Below are 18,568 nucleotides of genomic sequence, written 5' to 3'. Positions count from 1 at the left end.
GTTCCCTGTATAGTGAAGATAAACAGTACTCATGGCTAACGGTCTGTTTTGGATTGCTAACTATCCCGGATTCTGCGCGTTTTATTTAGTCACAACCATGGTTAAGAATATTTTGGGTCAGACTTACACGCCGGGTATTAAGATAATCCGTCGCATAGAGAGCTTGATCGGCATCATTCGGTTCAAGAAGAAACGGCGTGACTTTGGGTATGAGATCAGCAAACAGGTTATATTGATCCACAGAGGCAAAATGCCGGGTAGCGCTGGCCCAGGGCATTCGCATCAGCTCTGCGTAAGAAGGGGATAGTTGAACAGGTAAATCAAATTCTTTCAGATTAGCAAGCATCTCCTTATTCATATAAAATGTGACCCTGTTTCGCGAAAAGGTGTTAAGCACTGCCTTCAGTCGTTTAACTTTTGCTTCTTTACTCATGCTATTATCAAAAAAACGTGGTGAAAGCATAATAGCAATCGATGCATTTGATGAAATAACATTATGTAGTGGTTTCAGGGCTACAACAATCTGATCGTTTGTGAAGATACGCTGCGTACCAGAGGAAGTAGTATAGTTTCCACCCAGCCAGATCACATAATCTGTTGTTTTGAGGGGAAGCGCTTTTTCCGGTATATTACCCCTGTCAGGTGCCACTGTTTCAATTGCTAGTGAGTCTTGTCCCCAGACATTATTTACTTTAGAACTCAAAAAATTATATTCTGAAATATTCCTTAGTTTTAGTAGAGTTATCTGCGAGCGGGTAAAAAAGAGATTGAATCTCACTTTGTTCTGCAATTGCCGAAGTAATCTGAGCGTGTTCTGATCGATCAGATGACTATACAGACCAACCGTTTTTCCGGAAAGTATTGCTGAGGCATTGTTCGCAAGAAGCATCTCTTTTATAGCTCCTTGCCCAATAATCAGTACGCAACGGTATTTTTCTGGTCTGATTTTATCTATGGGGATATCGGTAAGATTGACCAGGTCAGGAGTGCCATGCCGCCAATTATTATGAATGACTGCGGCTCCGGAGGCGTCTCCTCCGGCTCCCCTGGTGATAATAAGAGGAGGGTGGGTACTGGCATGTGCGATATACGAAAAACACGCTACCATTGCTAGCGTTGTGTTTCTGATGGTTGTATACATATCGTCTGCCCTGATTTCGAAAATATGAATAATGTCTCCTCTTATAATGTACATCAAAAAGAGAGCATTTTAATTAAACGTTATCTCAACGAGATAAAAGGTTAGCACAGTAAAATATAGAGAGAATGTAATCATACCAACATTGTAAATGTGGGAGCATGAAGGCCCCGCAAGCCGCCCGGCCAGCATACTCCCATTAATAGTTAAAGTATGGACTTTGCTTTTACCGTAAACTGTAGCCAATATTACCTGATCACTACACCGTACAGTACTGTCAGAAATCTGTCCCCGGTGTCGCGTGCACGCAATTTATTTTTTTTAAATTCTTTCAAAACGTTAACTATATTTAATAGTCACTTATTTTACCAGAATCAATACTGAGAGTTTTATTACCGTTCTGAAAAGAGAAGACTTTTCAGATGAAATGCGTGGATGGTACGAAGTCATTACAGTACAGGGATGTAATAATAAAGATCGACAATGGATTCATTACTCTGTTGCTTTTGGACGGATGCCAAATGGAAGTATTCAATATCTTCTCCTTCTCTCCTGATAAGATTCAGTTTTGGCAATATACACATATATATTGTATTGGAAAATTGTTGATATTGTTCCTTATGACCAACGAAATGGAATTTTGCATATTTACCACATTTTATTACCCTCGACATGGGTATTTTTCCTCCATCGACGGAATTATGTTCCATACCAAAAAAACTGCTTACGGCGATGACCTGGTCTTTGGTATTATCCGGCTTAAAAGACGAGAGACAATACACATTTTCGCCCCACGTTCTGAGCGTCTCATGAATGATTTTCCATTTTATAGGCGACGCTTTTTTAGGAAGGTCATTTGTTGCGATCTGATGAGATGTTTGAAATCCGAAAATTTCTTTTGACGTAAGCTGACAAATTTCGAACTGATAATGCTCATCACAGTCAAGCCAGTAGGGAGGCCGTAGGTTTCTGAGATCCCAGAAATCAGCCTTGCGATAGTTATTGGGATTGACGCCAAATGTTTTTTTGAACTCTCGACTATAGGACTGCACTGAATCAAACCCCATTCTGAACGCGATATCTGTGACCGACTGAGAGGTCAGCTTTAGCAGAGTGGCGCTTCTGCTCAACTTGCGTTGTCTGATATATTTTCCGATAGAGACGCCACACTTTTCTTTAAAAAAATCCTGCAAACTCCTTCGCGAATAACCTGTTATAACAACCAGCTTTTCAATATCAATCCTCTCTTCAAGATTTTTTTCTATTTGCTCTAATACTGAGATTATTATGGCTTTTTTCATCATCATTCCTCTTTATTGAAGCCGAAAATATAAACATTTAAGGTGTTTGATATACTGTGTTATTAAACTGGTGGGTGGTTGTTAGCTTTTCTGGCAAAACAAGAAAGATTTAAATTGCTTGACGTTTCTGAATAAACTTTACACTTGGAGATCGGATTTTGCCAGTAAAGCTAAGTAATTAGCATGGCGAAGGGCATAATTTCACAGGCGGTTAAAATGATTGAATAACCCTGAATTTTTAGCCCGTGAGATTATAAATCTCGTAATTATTTCTAATGATTTAATAAAAGGGAATTGTTTTGTACTTCAAAAGATCTTTATTAACGTTAGCAATTTGTGCATCCGTGGTCTCAGTAGAGGCGGTGGCGAATACCAGAGCCAATGATATGGCTTCTTCTGCTACACCTGCTTCTGTTGGTCACCGTCCTGTGGCAACTACTAATGCAAAAAAAATAGAAGTGTCTGGGGAACTGACGACCGGTTCAACCCTCCAGATAGCGGATGTTTTTATTAGGGATGAGGATGGGGATCCCTTATCGCTGGATAAAATGAATAATGCCGACGATATTAAATGGTATCTGGTGGATAATGAGGCCGCCGATCCTTCTGGAACCCCGGCGGCAACCGGGACGGCTTTTACCATTCCTGCTGATGCAGGTGGTAAAAAAATTAAAATCGTTTACCGAATTAAGACGGCAACGGGGACGCCGGATAGTGCATTCTTGCCTGCCACTGTCTTATTAACTTCTGCATCTTCTGGGGTGGGCGGCGACTCCGCCGCAGACGGTACAATTTCTAATAAGCTACGTTCTGTCACTATCAATGTGGTGAATGAAAGTGGTAAACCAACTGATGAACTCAACGGTACCAATGACGCCAACACCCCAGTGGTGGGCGGCACCCTTGAAGCGGTACTGGAGTGTGCCACCACAGCGGCGGCTGAGTGCGATGTCAGTAATTATAACTTTACCTGGCAGATGGCGGATGCCGGGACACCAGATAAGTTCACCGATCTGAATAATACCAACGCTGAAAAACATAAATATATTATTAAGGGAACCGAGCAGAATAAACTGTTCCGTGTCCACGTTACGCCTAAAACGACGAAAGCCACGCCGGAGAATAAACGCGCTATCCGTCGCTGATGGTTATCGCTAAATAAACATCTTATTTAAATGCTCCCCCTGCCAGGCAGGGGGATATAGCAGGAGACAATACAGTGGTTTTTTCTAAAAAACCCATTACTAAATATATAACCTGGGCCATTGTTACCAGTCAGATTCCACTCCCGGTCATTGCTGATAGCGATAGTGAAATTCAGTCGTGGATTGCGGGGACGGCATCGTCTATTTCTCCGCACCTGCAGGAGGGGACGCTGGAGGATTATGCCAAAGGAAAAATCAAGGCGTTACCAGGGCAAGCCGCTAATCATCTGGTGAACGAGGGGATAAAGAACGCTTTTCCGGAGATTATTTTCCGTGGTGGCGTCAATCTTGAAGATGGCGCGAAATATCGCTCATCAGAGTTCGATATGTTTATTCCTGTCCAGGAAACAACATCGTCTTTACTCTTTGGCCAGCTTGGCTTTCGCGACCACGACAACAGCAGTTTCGATGGACGCACTTATGTTAACGTTGGTGTCGGTTACCGCCAGGAGGTCAATGGATGGCTGCTCGGCGTCAATACGTTTCTGGATGCCGACATCCGTTATTCCCACTTACGTGGCGGCATTGGCGGGGAAGTCTATAAAGACAGTATGGCCTTTTCCGGCAACTATTATTTCCCTCTCACCGGCTGGAAAACGTCAGCAGCGCATGAGTTACATGATGAGCGTCCGGCATATGGCTTTGATCTGCGAACAAAAGGCACGCTCCCCGATTTTCCCTGGTTCAGTGGCGAGCTGACATATGAACAGTATTACGGGGATAAAGTTGATCTATTGGGTAACGGTACGTTAAGCCGGAATCCCCGCGCCGCAGGTGCGGCTCTGGTCTGGAATCCTGTCCCCTTGCTTGAGGTCAGAGCAGGATATCGGGACGCCGGTAATGGCGGATCGCAGGCAGAGGGCGGTCTGAGAGTCAATTATTCCTTCGGTACGCCGTTACATGAACAGCTTGATTACCGCAACGTTGGGGCGCCGTCGAATACGACTAACCGGCGTGCCTTTGTTGATCGTAATTACGATATCGTCATGGCGTATCGGGAGCAGGCCAGCAAAATCCGCATTACGGCAATGCCGGTGTCAGGCCTGTCCGGGACGCTGGTGACATTAATGGCGACGGTAGATAGCCGTTACCCGGTTGAGAAGGTTGAGTGGTCGGGTGATGCGGAGCTTCTCGCCGGGCTCCAGCTTCAGGGGAGTCTGGGCAGCGGCCTTATCCTTCCACAACTTCCGCTGACGGTGACCGACGGTCAGGAGTATAGCCTTTATTTAACGGTGACTGACAGCCGGGGTACTCGCGTGACCTCCGAGCGTATCCCGGTAAGGGTGACACAGGATGAGACCAGTTTCCGTTCCTGGATAAATGTTATCAATGACGATGTTCAGGTTGAGGACGGCAACTTTGTTGTCAGTACGCCGCTTCCTGCCGGAGAAGAGGGGAAGGTTATTGAGTGGCACTACGTGCGCGAGCGTTCTGAAGAGGAGTGGGCGTCGCTCAAACCACGTAATATTAAGTATCAATCAGATACGCCGGGTCTGGCATTTAAAGCGCTCGGTGGTACAGAGCGTGATGGTCATTGGGTTGAACGGGTTCTGGTGACCCATATCGGCGATGATACCCGCCCGCTCAAATTACATATTGAAGCAAGCGGACCAGACGATAAACATCCGGTGAAGGGGACCGTACTGCTGCAAGCGCAGTCAGACAGCATTGCGCAGAAGGTCACTTCTGTGGAGGTGCTTTTTACGCCGGGTACTGAAGAGGACAACGGAAGTGTTACCGCGCCAGTCGTCGGAACGGAAATGCGAGCCAGAACACTTTGTGTAAATAACACGGACTGTACTGATGCGTTTAATTATCAGTGGGAAATCTCGGATGAAATGAAATCCTGGAAATCCGTACCGGGGGCGACAAAGGCCACCTGGCTTATCCCTTATAGCCTTAACGGGGAACCGCTTCAGAATAAATATATCCGCGTCAGAATTATTTCTGATAAAGAAAATGCCAAGAGTTCTACCGCAGCATCTGATGCGAATTAATGTTTTAAAAAGGATCAACAGTGCGTATGTCGAAACATAATCTTATTATCTATAGCCTGCTTCTGGCGGCTGCGCCGATAAGCGTCTTGGCGGATTCGTCGACAACGTCCGCGACAACCGTCGGGATGTTTTCTCCTCCTACGGCGCCGAGCGTTGGGCACAGGCCTGGTTCGCCGTTGAGTGATTATGGGTTGGAATTGAATGGGGATTCTGGATATGCTGAATCATATATACCTATACCAGGCATGCTTTTAAAATCAAGAATGGTTGGGAGAGTCAGTGATCCTGATACTGAAAAATATCAAGCTAATGAAACGGCTACCACAGTATGTACGTATTATCGCGTTGAGAAAGATGACTCACAGCATGAGCTTCTACGTGAAAAGCCGTGTAAATATGAAATTGTTATCAGCGAGGATAATGTAGGTTCGAAGATAAGAATTGAGCATTATAACGAAACAGATATGGTCTCAGCACCAGGATATACGCCTGTGCCGATGGTTTCTGAAATCCATTCTATTGAAACAAAACGTATAGTTAAATTGAGTAAAGATTTATCTGTCATTAGTGCAGATAAATCTTTACTGATGCCAGGAGAGAGTGCTGTTGTGAAAATTATTGTTAAAGATATAAATAATAACCCCATATCTAATCTCAATCTCCAGTGTGGGCATTTTCCAACAGGAAGTTGGAATAGTCGATGCGATATCAAAGCCGGGGGTAATCCCGGAGAGTATCTTCAGACGGTAACTTATAATGGAGGTTCAAATGGAGAGTTGAAATTGACATATAAATATTTTGGGGAATTGATTAAAGATAAATTTACTATCTCCGGGACAATAAAAAAGTAGAGTAAAAACAGCAATGAATAATGGGTTGGCTTTTATCTCACTGCTCTTATTATGGATGTTCACTTGGTTCTTTAGTAGATTGCTAAATAATTATTATGGCTAAAAGAATACAAACGTTAAAAGGAGAAGTTTTTATGACACCAGCAACAACACAAGATTATATTTCATTGGGTCAGGAACACGCTGTCACCTTTGGCAAAACGCAACTGACCCTCAAACCCGGTATACTGGCTGAAGGCGAACCATTACCCTGCACAAAGGGGCTGGTGAGCCATAATTTATTACCGGGTTACTGTATCCCGGGGATAAAAAAGCGGATTATTGTCGTCCCGTCACTGGATACGCCGGTTTGTGAATGGCAGGTAAAAGACTATAGTAACCGCCTTAAATCAGCGGGTAGCCACTCAAACCGGGCGGTATATGTGCTGAGTATGGATACGCCATTTGCTCAGGCCCGTTTTATTCGGGAACATGATATTCATCCCGGCATAACCTTTGTTTCTGACTACGCTTGCCGCCAGTTTTTGGATAATTCCGGGCTGAAAATTAATGAGCTCAGTATTTTTGCCAGAGCGTTGATAGAGTGCGATGAAAATAATGTGGTTACGCGTGTTATTGTACCACGAGATATCACTCATCTTCCTGTTTACTAATCACTTATATCAGCACCGTCCCTGCACAGAGAACCGAATAACCGGCAATGCAGGGGCGCAGGCATCCTCCTGTAGTGCCCCCACATTTAACACATATACTATTGCATCACGCATAAGGAACTGAAAATGATGCCAGCGGATGGGGCAGGTTAACGTTATGGCACCCCTGAATTTCTGCAATAATCGTCTGGTAACCGGAAAGCCACTTATGACTTTGTGATTTGGCCTGCTGGTGCTGTAAATTATTTATCAATAGCTCCATTGATTCGCGGGTCTGCCAGTAATAATTATTAACCATTCTTCCGCTGGCGGCATCGGTATAGCTTTCCATCCCAATATAGCCATCAATAGTCTGTGTATAGCGCTCAATCCAGCCATCCAGTTGATAAAACTCTTCGTCGTACTCTTTTTTTTCGAAAATAAAACTTGTCAGAAACAGCGACATGGTATTTCTCCTGTTACGCAATATCAATCAAACACCCATCAACGTGGATTCAAAACGTAAACCTGGCATCATTTTTTCAAGGCCGTCAGTCAGCATGTTTCCTGCCGCGTACAATTCATCAACCGGCATTTCCGGCAAGCTTTCAAGGATAAACCACATCGCTTTATCTGAAGCGCTTAGTCGGGTACGTACTCCCTGACGCCAGTTCCAGCGCCGACAGGTGACGCCTCTGTCATCGCGCCAGATAACTTCGCCCGGTTCTGGTGACTCGGTGACGGGGTGTCCTTCTTTCAGGGTATCAAATGTTTCACTTCCGTCTGCGAAAACCAGCCGCGGCGATCCACAATAAGCCGCGCTATTTTCGCCGCCTACCGGTACGGCATAGCGTAGGCTCACCGCGTTATAAAGATCAACGACCGGGTCCAGCGCCGCCATTGTTCCATCCTTCAACACGCGTTTTCGTAGCGCTTCAGCCGAGCAGGGGGTGCGCTTTGGTTTTGCGCCGAATGCTTTAAACACCGCATTCCAGGCGTCTATATGCGCCTGTGCCCACGCCGGTTGGCCGTTAATTACGGCCTGACAGGCCTCTTTTAGCGCGATTTCTCCGACCTGCGCATCGCGAACCGGAGCGGCAATAACATTAATACTTAATGCACGAAAGCCGGGAGCGATACGGGCCAGTTCCGGGCTGATTGACGGTAACATAGAAGACATCGCATAATCCTGTAATGACTATTTTCTTCTATGATATCGACCAATGACCAAAAAAGTCAACTTATCGACCACGGCGGGCGCCGACGTCAGCACGATAAATGAAGCTGTTTCCCAACGTATCAAACAATTTCGTAGCCAAAAAAAGATGTCGCTGGATGAGCTTGCGCGGCGTTCCGGCGTCAGTAAAGGAATGCTGGTGGAAATTGAAGGCTGTAAAGCCAATCCAAGCATTGCGCTGTTATGTAAGATCGCGGCGGCAATGGGAGTGTCCGTGGCGGATTTTGTCAACGTCGCCAGCGAGCCGATGGTCCATCTTATCGACCGGGATGCTATTCCGGTGTTGTGGCGCGGCGAGAAAGGCGGCAGCGCAAAACTGATGGCGGGAACCAGCGGGCCGGATATGCTGGAACTCTGGCAATGGATAATGCATCCTGGTGAACAGTTTGAATCGGCAGGGCATCCGGCAGACACCTGTGAATTACTGTTTGTTAATCAGGGAACACTGACATTAACAGTCGACGGTAGATGCTTTATTATTCGGGAGGGCTGCTCCGCTGTAGCCAGAACCGACATGCCTCATGCCTACGTTAACGACACGAATGAGGTGCTTGAATTTACCATGACGGTGAATGAAAAGAGCCGTTGATCACCGTAAGGAAGGCGCTAACAACCCGTCATTCGGACAGGGAAGCCTCGGTGCCCGATAAGCGTTATCGGGCACCGGCTATCTTTTATTTTATCGCAGGCGCGGCCTCCGGATTATCGATATAGAGCGTCTGGCTTGGGAAGGCGAAGTCAGCGCCGTTTTCCTGGACAATCGCAATAATTTTCAGGTAAACATCCTGCTGTACGGCAAGCCATTCCTGCCATACTGTTGTTTTGGTAAAGCAATACACCATAATATTCAGCGAAGAGTCGGCGAATTCATTAAAATAGACCAACAGCGTCTGTTTCTGATCGATATCTCTGTGCGCCTGCAACATGTTTCTGATAGCGTCAACAATGAGGCCAATTTTGTCGGCATCTTCGTAACGTAACCCAATAACCGTTTTTATTCGACGGTTGGTCATCCGTCCCGGATTCTCAACGCTAATGGATGAAAAGACGGAATTAGGCACGTACAACGGGCGGTGGTCGAATGTGTTAATTCGCGTAATTCGCCAGCCGATTTCGGCGACCGTACCTTCGATATTTCTGTCAGGAGAACGAATCCAGTCTCCGATACTGAAGGGGCGATCGAAATAGAGCATAATACCGGAGAAAAAATTGCTCAGGACATCTTTGCCCGCCATACCAACAGCGATACCGCCGATACCGCCAAAGGTCAGCAGACCGGACAGACTCATGCCAAAATGTTCGCCATACAGTAAGACAATCGCGACAATAATGGTTATTTTTATGACCCGTGCCAGAATACGGGTACTGGTGACATCTCTACCTTTATTGACCTGTGCTTTTTCAAATTGGTTAATAATCAGGAAAAGTTTTATCGTCAGAATAAGCGCAATGAGCGAGGTGCAGATAAAATCAATGATCCCGGAAGAGATAAAACGCAAATTATAATCTTCAATAGCATTATTCAGGATGCTCCCGATGGTCCCAATAATAATTGCATAAATAAAAAACTGTGCCGCATGGAACGTGAATCCTTTCTTCCACTGTACGTTACGGCTGAGCCAAAATCTCACGACCAGCAACGCCATACCGCAACTGAAAAGTATCGCCAGATTAAATGCGTTTTTGAGAAAAAATTCAGTGAACATTATTGTTTTCCGCTCCTTCCTACGATAACAGCTCAGAATGACCTGATTAACAGGTATTTTACCCAGGATAAACGCGTAGATCATCGATAAGTAAAAAGAAGAAATAGTGCTATCAGCTTTAATCTCAGCGGTTTACTTTTTATGTAAATACAATGTCACGTTTTATAGGGCAGACATCGCGTGATTGTCATGGTATTGTTGCTATCAGGTAACAAAGTCATCTGTAAAGGACAATACTATGATCATGATGAAGCTGAAATCGGCGAAGGGGAAAAAATTTCTGTTATGCCTGCTGGCAGTGTTTATCGTTGCGGCATCGGTGGTAACGCGCGCGACTATCGGCGGTGTGATTGAGCAGTATCATATTCCACTGTCCGAGTGGACAAGCTCTATGTATGCCATTCAGTCGGCAATGATTTTCGTTTACAGTCTGGTGTTCACTATTCTGCTGGCGATTCCTTTGGGGATCTATTTCCTCGGCGGAGATGAGTAACAGGAATGAGGTATTGGCCGGATGGCCGCGCCATCCGGCAGGACGGAAGAGGGATTAATCGTCCTCGTCGTCCAGTTCAACCGGTGTTTGATACTCATCAGGCTTAATGACTAACAGGTCGCAGCGCAGATGGTCAATGACCTGTTCGGCCGTGTTCCCCAAAAACGCGGCCGAGAGTCCGGTACGTCCAACGGTGCCAAGCACAACGATCCCCGCCTGGAGATGTTCGGCAAGATCCGGGATAACTTCTTCCGGCAAACCTTTTTCTACATGCGTAACTTTTTCATCGATGCTGAATTTCTGGCGCAGCGCTTTCATCGCCAGTAAATGCTGGCCTCTGATGGCGTCGTTATACACGCTGGGATCAAATTCCGGCAGCTCAATGGCGATATTGATTGGCGTAACGGGGTAGGCGCCGACCAGGTGTACTTCGGTATGATTAACCTGCTCCGCCAATTGTAAGGTCTCTTTTACCAGCTTTTCGTTGAGAGCATTGTGATAGGGCTCTTCGCTTGCCAGGTTCACGGCGACCAGGGCTTTGCCGCCTTCTGGCCACGGCTGATCTTTGACCATCCACACGGGGCTTGGGCATTTACGCAGCAAATGCCAGTCGGTAGGGGTAAAAATGACCGCTTCCAGTCGATCGTGCTGATGCGCCATTTTCAACACCAGATCGTGACTGCCGGCGATAACCTCCTGGATGATGGCCTCAAAGGGACGATTGTGCCAGACCACTTTAATTTCAATGGGGACACCGGCTTCAAGATAATATTTCGCCTGCTCACGTATCCAGGCTGTGCGTTGACTTATTACGCCCTGACGCATTGCGGTGCGTTCGTCAGGAGAAAGCAGGGTGGTCATCTCATACGAGAAATCGTAAATAGGCAGGAAAGCTTTAATTTTGCCGCCAATCCGTTGATGCAAATAAACTGCTCGCCGTAATGCGGGTTGGTCGTCCTGATTGGGATCGATGACCACCAGCATATTTTGATACATAGCCATACAGGGTCTCCTTACAACTGTCATCGCAGTTTGTAACTAAAGAGTAACTCAAATATGGTGAATGAAACAGAGGAAGCGCTTCTGCCAGATCAATAAATGAGAAAAATTTAACGATATGGCAGAAGATAACATCAATGGTTTAGCTGACGTTTAAGCGACGTTGCGGGTATGACCGGCGAGGGCCGCCAGCGCATCGCTGTTTTCAATAGTAATATACTTACCTTTCACCGCCAGCATACCGCTTTTCTGGAAACGCCCCAGCAGACGGCTAATGGTTTCGACCGTTAAGCCCAGATAGTTGCCGATATCGCCACGGGTCATCGTCAGGCGGAATTCACGCGGTGAAAAACCACGCTGCGCAAAGCGGCGGGACAGGTTGTAAATAAACGCAGCCAGACGTTCTTCGGCGTTTTTCTTCGACAATAACAGGATCATATCCTGATCGCCTTTAATTTCACCGCTCATCAGACGCATCATTTGCTGACGCAGGTTAGGCATTTTGCCGGACAGGTCATCCAGCGTCTCAAAGGGGATTTCACATACCATTGAGGTTTCCAGCGCCTGTGCAAAGCTCGGATGATGACCGCTGCCAATGGCGTCAAAACCCACCAGGTCGCCTGCTAAATGGAATCCAGTAATCTGCTCATCGCCTTGCTCGGTAATGGTGTAGCTCTTAATCGTTCCGGAGCGGATAGCATAGAGCGATTTCAGTTCATCACCTGCTTTAAACAGAGTTTGCCCTTTCTGAATGGGCTTTTTGCGCTCGATGATATTATCAAGCTGATCAAGCTCATGCTCGTTAAGTGTGAACGGGATGCAAAGCTGGCTGATACTGCAATCCTGGCAATGGATAGCACAACCGCCAGACTGAATGCGCCGTATAATTCGCTTTTCCGGGATCATAGGTCTGCTCAAGCCGTAATTGATATTTGTCAATTTTAACATCTTTTTGGTGAGCGCGTAAGCCTGAGCTATCCCGGAGAAGGAATAATTCAAGTATAAGTTTGATGAATACTTTTATCTATTTGAAAACACGTAATTTATTTGTTGTTGCTTTACATAAAAGTGTGACCGATAAGGCACTTTTTGCCTGTATATTCATAATAAAAGATAGCCTTCATGGCGTAATAGCCACTCTTTTCGCTGCACGCCGCCTGCGTATCCGGTCAGAGTGCCGTTACGCCCAATGACGCGATGACAGGGAACAACAATACTGATGGGGTTAGCGCCATTCGCAGCACCGACTGCGCGTGCGGCGCCCGGTCGTCCCAGTTGCGCCGCCAGTTGACCATAGTGCATCACCTGCCCGCAGGGGATAGTGCGCAAAGCCTGCCATACTTCCCGTTGAAAAGGTGTGCCCCCCGTGGCGGTTTCCAGGGTATCAATTACGGCGAGATTGCCTGCAAAATAATCTGCAAGCTTATCGCTGAGTCCACCGGGGTTAGTCGCAGAAACGCGTTCATAGCCTTCGTGACGGTAGTGGATATTTAGCAGTTGCTCCATACGATCGCGGTACTGTTCCCACTCAATGGCCCGCAGTCGAAACTGCTCATCGCAAACCACCCATAACGGACCTAATGGCGTGGCTATCTTCTCTTCAAGTAATCTCAGCATCCGTTCTCTCACATCGTCTTAGCCTAACGTAAGAGACAAGATATCATGCCAGGAATACCCGCAACCATACTCCTTAAAAGATAGTCAGGGATAACACATTTAGCGCCAGTAATATCGTTGGCGGAGAAAAAGGGAGCCTGGCGAGACGGTTAATTGCCTGACATTGTCGCTGTTATTGGAAATAACTGTAAACCGTTGTCGGTATAACAGGGCACGGTTATGATAACGGCAGTCGCAAAAACGCTGGAGGATGAACCATGAACCTTGACGATAAAGCGCTGTTTCTTGACGCCATGGAGGATGTCCAGCCGCTGAAACGCCATACTGATGTACACTGGCAGCCAACGCGTAATCTTAAAACGCCCCAGCGTATCGACACGCTTCAGCTTGATAATTTCCTGACGACGGGCTTTCTGGATATTCTGCCGCTGAATGAACCGCTGGAATTTCGTCGGGAAGGATTGCAGCAGGGTGTCATCGACAAGTTACGCAGTGGGAAATACCCTCAGCAGGCCAGCCTCAATTTGTTACGCCAGCCGGTCGAAACGTGCCGAAAAATGCTGTTTCGTTTTATCCTGGAGGCGCAGAAAGAGGGGTTGCGTAATGTCCTGATCATTCATGGTAAAGGGCGAGAGGCGAAGTCACATGCCAATATCGTCCGAAGCTATGTGGCCCGCTGGTTGACAGAGTTTGAAGATGTACAGGCTTATTGTTCGGCGCTGCCGCACCATGGCGGCGGCGGGGCATGTTATGTCGCGTTACGTAAAACGGTGCAGGCTAAACAGGATAACTGGGAGCGCCATGCGAAGCGTAGTCGGTAAATCGTTGCCGCTGGCGGACAGGACCGCCAGCGCAAGCTCGCGCGAACCCGATTTTATGCCTGATATAACGCCTCATCCAAACGCTCGGGATTCTGCAAGAGAACGGGCGATAACGCTGTCCGCGGTAATAACACGGAGAAACAGTCATTCGCTTATTTAAGCGTCTATTAAAATATACTCGCTTTCGACTTAACTATTAAGCAGAAAATGGTGATAAGTACATCACTTGTCAATATGGATGGATGAATATCCTGGCATAGCGAATATAGGTGATTTTACCTGTTGCACTAAGGGAAATGACGATGGTCTGGTATTGAATATGGAGAATGTCAAAGAAACGAATGGCAATAGCTATCTGAAATGCTATAAAAATAAAACCTGTCTCCTATCCTGGTTGTAGGCCATCAAAAATGTTGAGAAATATCAGCGTCAGGACATGCATTATTCTATTCATGGTATGTACGTTTCTTTTGGTGGATACTTTACAAATAGCTTTTCTGCACGATCTCCCTATTTTAATTACGTGTAATATCATTTATCTGATCTCGACATTACTGCTTTGGTGGTATATGACCTGCTATCTGGTAGTGCCAATTAATACCGTGAAGAAAAGTATTGAAGAGGTCGCAGCAGGAAACTTGTCTATTCATATCTCCGAATTTGGCAATAATTGCGCCGGGCGACTCATCCCCGGGATTAATAGTCTGTCGGATAATATTTCCGCGCTGGTACGTGAAATCAGATCCTCTTCGCAAACGGCAATGACCCTTTCCGAACAACTGGCGGCGCGCAGTATGTCGCTATCCGTAAAGACGGAACAGCAGTCGGCCTCGTTAATTCAAACTGCCGCCAGTATGGATGAAATGGCGGCGAGTACCAAAAACAATGCGGATAATACCCGAATGGCGAGCATACAGGCGGATTGTGCAACCCAATGCGCCCGTAAAGGCGGTGAATTAATGGTGCGGGTTACAGAAAATATGCGTTCTATTACCGACTGTGCCTCGCAGATGACGGAGATTATTTCATTGATTGACGGTATCGCATTCCAGACTAATATTCTGGCGCTTAACGCGGCGGTAGAGGCTGCGCGGGCGGGCGATCATGGAAAAGGTTTCTCCGTGGTGGCCGGGGAAGTGCGTAATCTGGCGCATCGTAGCGCTGAGGCGGCAAAAAATATCAAGGCGCTGATCGACGTTACGCATGACAATGTGCGGCAGGGGGCCGCCATAGTGCAGGAGGCTGAAAAAAATATGCAGGAGATTGTTGGCGGCTCCGGGCAATTAAACGTGCTGATGAGTGAAATTTCCACCACCACGCGGGAGCAGGAAAAAGGCATTAACCAGATAACCCTGGCGTTGAGCGATCTGGAAAGCGCAACCCATAGCAATGTTTTAATGGTTGAAGCGTTATCTGCTTCTTCGAATGTTTTAAAGGCGCAGGTGATCGAGTTACAGACTAAAACCGACAAATTTCGTTTAAGCCAGCCGGGTTACAGTGAACATGCGCTGTCGCTCTCTCATGTATCACCTCTTTCGACCATCACCAGGCGCGGCCAGGCCTGATAATACATGTTTGGTAAGCGCCTGTTGCTAAGGCGCTTTTTTCGCACGTTCCCGTCATTCTTTTTGCGCAATGAGAAAATGAGAGATTGCTTAACCTTTCCCGAAAGCTAGACTAACGGCATGAGAGTTGTAACGTGGAGGCGCTGTGGAAGCCATTAAGGGATCGGATGTGAACGTGCCGGATGCCGTTTTCGCATGGCTACTGGATGGTCGTGGTGGAGTAAAACCGCTCGAAGATAATGATGTGATCGATAGTCAGCATCCTTGTTGGCTACATCTTAATTATACCCACCCGGACAGCGCCCGCTGGTTGGCTTCAACGCCTTTACTCCCCAATAACGTGCGTGATGCGCTGGCTGGTGAAAGCTCGCGCCCGCGCGTAAGTCGTATGGGGGAAGGGACGCTCATTACGCTGCGCTGTATTAATGGCAGTACTGACGAACGCCCGGATCAATTAGTAGCAATGCGTTTATATATGGACGAGCGATTCATTGTGTCTACCCGTCAGCGAAAGGTTCTGGCGCTGGACGATGTGGTCAGTGATTTGCAGGAGGGCACCGGGCCCGTAGATTGCGGCGGCTGGTTAGTAGATGTGTGCGATGCGTTAACCGATCACGCCAGTGAATTTATTGAAGAGCTACACGATAAAATTATCGATCTGGAAGATAATCTTCTCGACCAGCAAATCCCACCGCGCGGTTTCCTCGCATTGCTACGTAAACAGCTAATTGTTATGCGCCGCTATATGGCGCCGCAGCGCGACGTCTATGCCCGGCTTGCGAGTGAACGGCTGCCGTGGATGAGCGACGATCACCGGCGCAGAATGCAGGATATCGCCGACAGGCTGGGAAGGGGGTTGGATGAAATTGACGCTTGTATCGCGCGTACTGGCATCATGGCGGATGAAATTGCCCAGGTGATGCAGGAGTCTCTGGCGCGCAGAACTTATACCATGTCGCTTATGGCGATGGTTTTTCTGCCCAGCACCTTCTTAACAGGATTATTTGGCGTTAACCTGGGCGGTATTCCTGGCGGCGGATGGCGGTTCGGCTTTTCTCTGTTTTGTATTCTGTTAGTTGTCCTGATCGGTGGTGTTACTTTATGGTTGCACCGCAGTAAATGGTTGTAACAAAAGCGCTTTTCAGACCATTTCGTATGAAAAAACGCCGAGAAATTTGAGCGAAGTCAATAAACCATCTACCTATTCGGGGCAATATCTCTCTCGCAGGTGAATGCAACGTCAAGCGATGGGCGTTGCGCTCCATATTGTCTTACTTCCTTTTTTGAATTACTGCATAGCACAATTGATTCGTACGACGCCGACTTAGATTAGTCGGCTTTTTTTTGCCTGTAGACTATCTGCGTCTACCCTTTAAGAGTCTGAATGACATTCTGGAGGGTAATATGAGCTGTCTTTTGACCTTATTATATCTACACTCGTCCTTGTCGGACCCGATTCCCACTGACCCTGTTCCCATTCCTGAGCCGCTTCCCCGTCCTCAGCCGATGCCCGACCCGCCGCCGGACGAAGAACCGATTAAAATGTCGCATCAAACGCCCGGATCTGCGAGGATACGCGCCTGCTGACTATGAGTCGTTACCGCGAGAGTAAATTGTGACCGCTTTTTCAACCCTGAATGTTTTGCCCGCCGCCCAGCTCAATAACCTTACTGAGCTGGGCTATCTTGAGATGACGCCTGTTCAGGCCGCAGCGTTACCCGTCATTCTGGCGGGAAATGATGTGCGTGTGCAGGCCAGGACCGGTAGCGGCAAAACGGCGGCGTTTGGTCTTGGACTCTTGCATCGAATTGACGTCACTCTGTTCCAGACACAGGCGTTAGTGCTTTGTCCGACGCGGGAGCTGGCGGATCAGGTTGCCGGAGAGTTACGTCGCCTGGCCCGTTTTTTGCCAAATACCAAAATTCTGACCTTGTGTGGCGGGCAACCCTTTGGCGCACAGCGCGACTCGCTTCAGCACGCTCCGCATATCATTGTCGCGACGCCGGGGCGCTTGCTGGATCATTTACAAAAAGAAACCGTATCGCTGGATGCGCTGCACATTCTGGTAATGGATGAAGCAGACCGAATGCTGGACATGGGATTCAGTGACGCCATTGATGAGGTGATCCGCTTTGCGCCTGAGACGCGCCAGACGTTATTGTTTTCAGCAACCTGGCCTGAGGCCATTGCGGCGATTAGCGGTCGTGTACAGCAGCAGCCAATACGTATTGAAATCGATACGGTAGATGCGCTACCGGCTATCGAACAACAGTTCTTCGAAACGTCGGCGCATGAAAAAATTTCGCTGCTACAAACGTTGCTTAGCCAGCATCAGCCAGCGTCCTGCGTGGTGTTTTGCAATACCAAAAAAGATTGTCAGGCCGTTTGTGATGCGCTTAATGCGGTAGGACAAAGCGCGTTGGCGCTCCACGGCGATCTGGAACAACGCGACCGCGACCAGACGTTGGTGCGTTTTGCAAATGGCAGCGCGCGCATTCTGGTTGCCACCGACGTTGCCGCGCGAGGGTTAGACATTAAATCGCTCGAACTGGTGGTTAACTATGAGCTGGCCTGGGACCCGGAGGTGCATGTCCATCGTATTGGCCGTACGGCGCGTGCGGGAAGCAGCGGCCTGGCGATCAGTTTCTGCGCGCCGGAAGAGGCGCAGCGGGCGAATATTCTTTCAGAAATGCTGCAACTTAAACTGAACTGGCTGAATGCGCCCGCCCGGCAGTCGTTACTCCCTCTGGCCGCAGAGATGGCTACCCTATGCATTGACGGCGGCAAAAAAGCGAAAATGCGTCCGGGAGATATTTTGGGCGCGCTGACCGGCGATATTGGATTAGACGGGGCGGATATTGGCAAAATTAATGTGCATCCAATGCACGTTTACGTCGCCGTACGTCAAGCGGTAGCGCAAAAAGCCTGGAAGCAGTTGCAAAACGGGAAGATCAAAGGCAAGTCATGCCGGGTACGGCTATTAAAATGATCGATAGTATGGCGTCT

At 47.6% G+C, this 18,568-nt stretch carries 18 protein-coding genes; 10 read left to right on the top strand and 8 right to left on the bottom strand.

The genetic code is table 11. The annotated features are described in order from the left end of the window. Positions 1-85 precede the first annotated feature (85 nt). The gene (locus tag J4613_RS03150) at positions 86-1,195 is read right to left on the bottom strand and encodes a hypothetical protein (RefSeq protein WP_111742339.1); all 1,110 of its coding nucleotides are present in this window, start codon (positions 1,193-1,195) and stop codon (positions 86-88) included. 392 nt (positions 1,196-1,587) lie between these two features. Beyond that, the gene (locus tag J4613_RS03145; RefSeq protein WP_012543356.1) at positions 1,588-2,445 is read right to left on the bottom strand and encodes a GyrI-like domain-containing protein; all 858 of its coding nucleotides are present in this window, start codon (positions 2,443-2,445) and stop codon (positions 1,588-1,590) included. 293 nt (positions 2,446-2,738) lie between these two features. Here J4613_RS03145 and zirU point away from each other — a divergent pair, with 293 nt between their 5' ends. From zirU to J4613_RS03125, 4 genes are all read left to right on the top strand, one after another. Further along, positions 2,739-3,584 carry a two-partner-like secretion system exoprotein ZirU gene (gene zirU / locus J4613_RS03140; RefSeq protein WP_017465584.1) on the top strand — a complete coding sequence of 282 codons (846 nt, stop codon included), beginning with the start codon at positions 2,739-2,741 and terminating at the stop codon, positions 3,582-3,584. A gap of 74 nt (positions 3,585-3,658) precedes the next feature. Then, positions 3,659-5,641: a two-partner secretion translocator ZirT gene (gene zirT, locus J4613_RS03135; protein WP_017465583.1), complete on the top strand. Its 1,983-nt coding sequence runs from the start codon at positions 3,659-3,661 to the stop codon at positions 5,639-5,641. Positions 5,642-5,667: 26 nt separating this feature from the next. After that, complete coding sequence (locus J4613_RS03130; RefSeq protein ID WP_001652734.1) at positions 5,668-6,492, top strand: ZirS family two-partner secretion-like system exoprotein; 825 nt, start codon at positions 5,668-5,670, stop codon at positions 6,490-6,492. A 95-nt stretch (positions 6,493-6,587) separates the two neighbouring features. After that, a complete protein-coding gene (locus J4613_RS03125) occupies positions 6,588-7,145 on the top strand; it encodes a peroxiredoxin (RefSeq protein WP_001119109.1) in 558 nt (185 codons plus the stop codon). A 106-nt stretch (positions 7,146-7,251) separates the two neighbouring features. On the opposite strand, the gene J4613_RS03120 is transcribed toward J4613_RS03125, so the two are convergent. Together J4613_RS03120 and J4613_RS03115 are read right to left on the bottom strand one after the other, a co-directional pair. Further along, a complete protein-coding gene (locus J4613_RS03120) occupies positions 7,252-7,590 on the bottom strand; it encodes a hypothetical protein (protein WP_000051816.1) in 339 nt (112 codons plus the stop codon). 27 nt (positions 7,591-7,617) lie between these two features. Then, the gene (locus tag J4613_RS03115) at positions 7,618-8,304 is read right to left on the bottom strand and encodes a B3/4 domain-containing protein (protein WP_017465581.1); all 687 of its coding nucleotides are present in this window, start codon (positions 8,302-8,304) and stop codon (positions 7,618-7,620) included. 43 nt (positions 8,305-8,347) lie between these two features. Here J4613_RS03115 and J4613_RS03110 point away from each other — a divergent pair, with 43 nt between their 5' ends. Then, positions 8,348-8,950 (top strand): helix-turn-helix transcriptional regulator, encoded by a 603-nt coding sequence (locus tag J4613_RS03110; RefSeq protein WP_000163365.1) that lies wholly within the window; start codon positions 8,348-8,350, stop codon positions 8,948-8,950. Between the two features lie 85 nt (positions 8,951-9,035). Here the strand turns inward: J4613_RS03110 and J4613_RS03105 are convergent, their stop codons facing one another. Continuing rightward, the gene (locus J4613_RS03105; protein WP_111742340.1) at positions 9,036-10,067 is read right to left on the bottom strand and encodes a mechanosensitive ion channel family protein; all 1,032 of its coding nucleotides are present in this window, start codon (positions 10,065-10,067) and stop codon (positions 9,036-9,038) included. 238 nt (positions 10,068-10,305) lie between these two features. Between J4613_RS03105 and J4613_RS03100 the strand changes: the two genes are divergently transcribed. Beyond that, positions 10,306-10,560, top strand: a complete 255-nt coding sequence (locus J4613_RS03100) for a DUF2534 family protein (protein WP_000605645.1) — start codon at positions 10,306-10,308, stop codon at positions 10,558-10,560. Between the two features lie 54 nt (positions 10,561-10,614). Here the strand turns inward: J4613_RS03100 and uspE are convergent, their stop codons facing one another. The 3 genes from uspE to ogt all read right to left on the bottom strand — a co-directional run bounded on the left by uspE (position 10,615) and on the right by ogt (position 13,176). Further along, positions 10,615-11,562, bottom strand: a complete 948-nt coding sequence (uspE, locus tag J4613_RS03095) for a universal stress protein UspE (RefSeq protein ID WP_001262138.1) — start codon at positions 11,560-11,562, stop codon at positions 10,615-10,617. A gap of 150 nt (positions 11,563-11,712) precedes the next feature. Then, the gene (gene fnr, locus J4613_RS03090; protein ID WP_000611914.1) at positions 11,713-12,465 is read right to left on the bottom strand and encodes a fumarate/nitrate reduction transcriptional regulator Fnr; all 753 of its coding nucleotides are present in this window, start codon (positions 12,463-12,465) and stop codon (positions 11,713-11,715) included. A 195-nt stretch (positions 12,466-12,660) separates the two neighbouring features. Next, positions 12,661-13,176, bottom strand: a complete 516-nt coding sequence (gene ogt / locus J4613_RS03085; RefSeq protein WP_000945037.1) for a methylated-DNA--[protein]-cysteine S-methyltransferase — start codon at positions 13,174-13,176, stop codon at positions 12,661-12,663. A 257-nt stretch (positions 13,177-13,433) separates the two neighbouring features. Here ogt and smrA point away from each other — a divergent pair, with 257 nt between their 5' ends. The 4 genes from smrA (at position 13,434) to dbpA (ending at position 18,551) form a co-directional block, all read left to right on the top strand. Continuing rightward, positions 13,434-13,997 (top strand): DNA endonuclease SmrA, encoded by a 564-nt coding sequence (gene smrA / locus J4613_RS03080; protein WP_001046799.1) that lies wholly within the window; start codon positions 13,434-13,436, stop codon positions 13,995-13,997. A 410-nt stretch (positions 13,998-14,407) separates the two neighbouring features. Continuing rightward, positions 14,408-15,562: a methyl-accepting chemotaxis protein gene (locus J4613_RS03075; protein WP_111742341.1), complete on the top strand. Its 1,155-nt coding sequence runs from the start codon at positions 14,408-14,410 to the stop codon at positions 15,560-15,562. Positions 15,563-15,707: 145 nt separating this feature from the next. Beyond that, the gene (gene zntB / locus J4613_RS03070; RefSeq protein WP_000387373.1) at positions 15,708-16,691 is read left to right on the top strand and encodes a zinc transporter ZntB; all 984 of its coding nucleotides are present in this window, start codon (positions 15,708-15,710) and stop codon (positions 16,689-16,691) included. Positions 16,692-17,177: 486 nt separating this feature from the next. Further along, on the top strand, positions 17,178-18,551 hold the full coding sequence (gene dbpA, locus J4613_RS03065) for an ATP-dependent RNA helicase DbpA (RefSeq protein WP_000123699.1): 1,374 nt from the start codon (positions 17,178-17,180) through the stop codon (positions 18,549-18,551). The last annotated feature ends 17 nt before the right edge of the window (positions 18,552-18,568 follow it).

Source organism: Salmonella sp. 32020114201800008SM, assembly GCF_017572025.1.
GTDB lineage: Bacteria > Pseudomonadota > Gammaproteobacteria > Enterobacterales > Enterobacteriaceae > Salmonella > Salmonella enterica.
The sequence above is the reverse complement of the archived record's forward strand: the minus strand, read 5'-3'. Positions and strand labels throughout refer to the sequence as shown.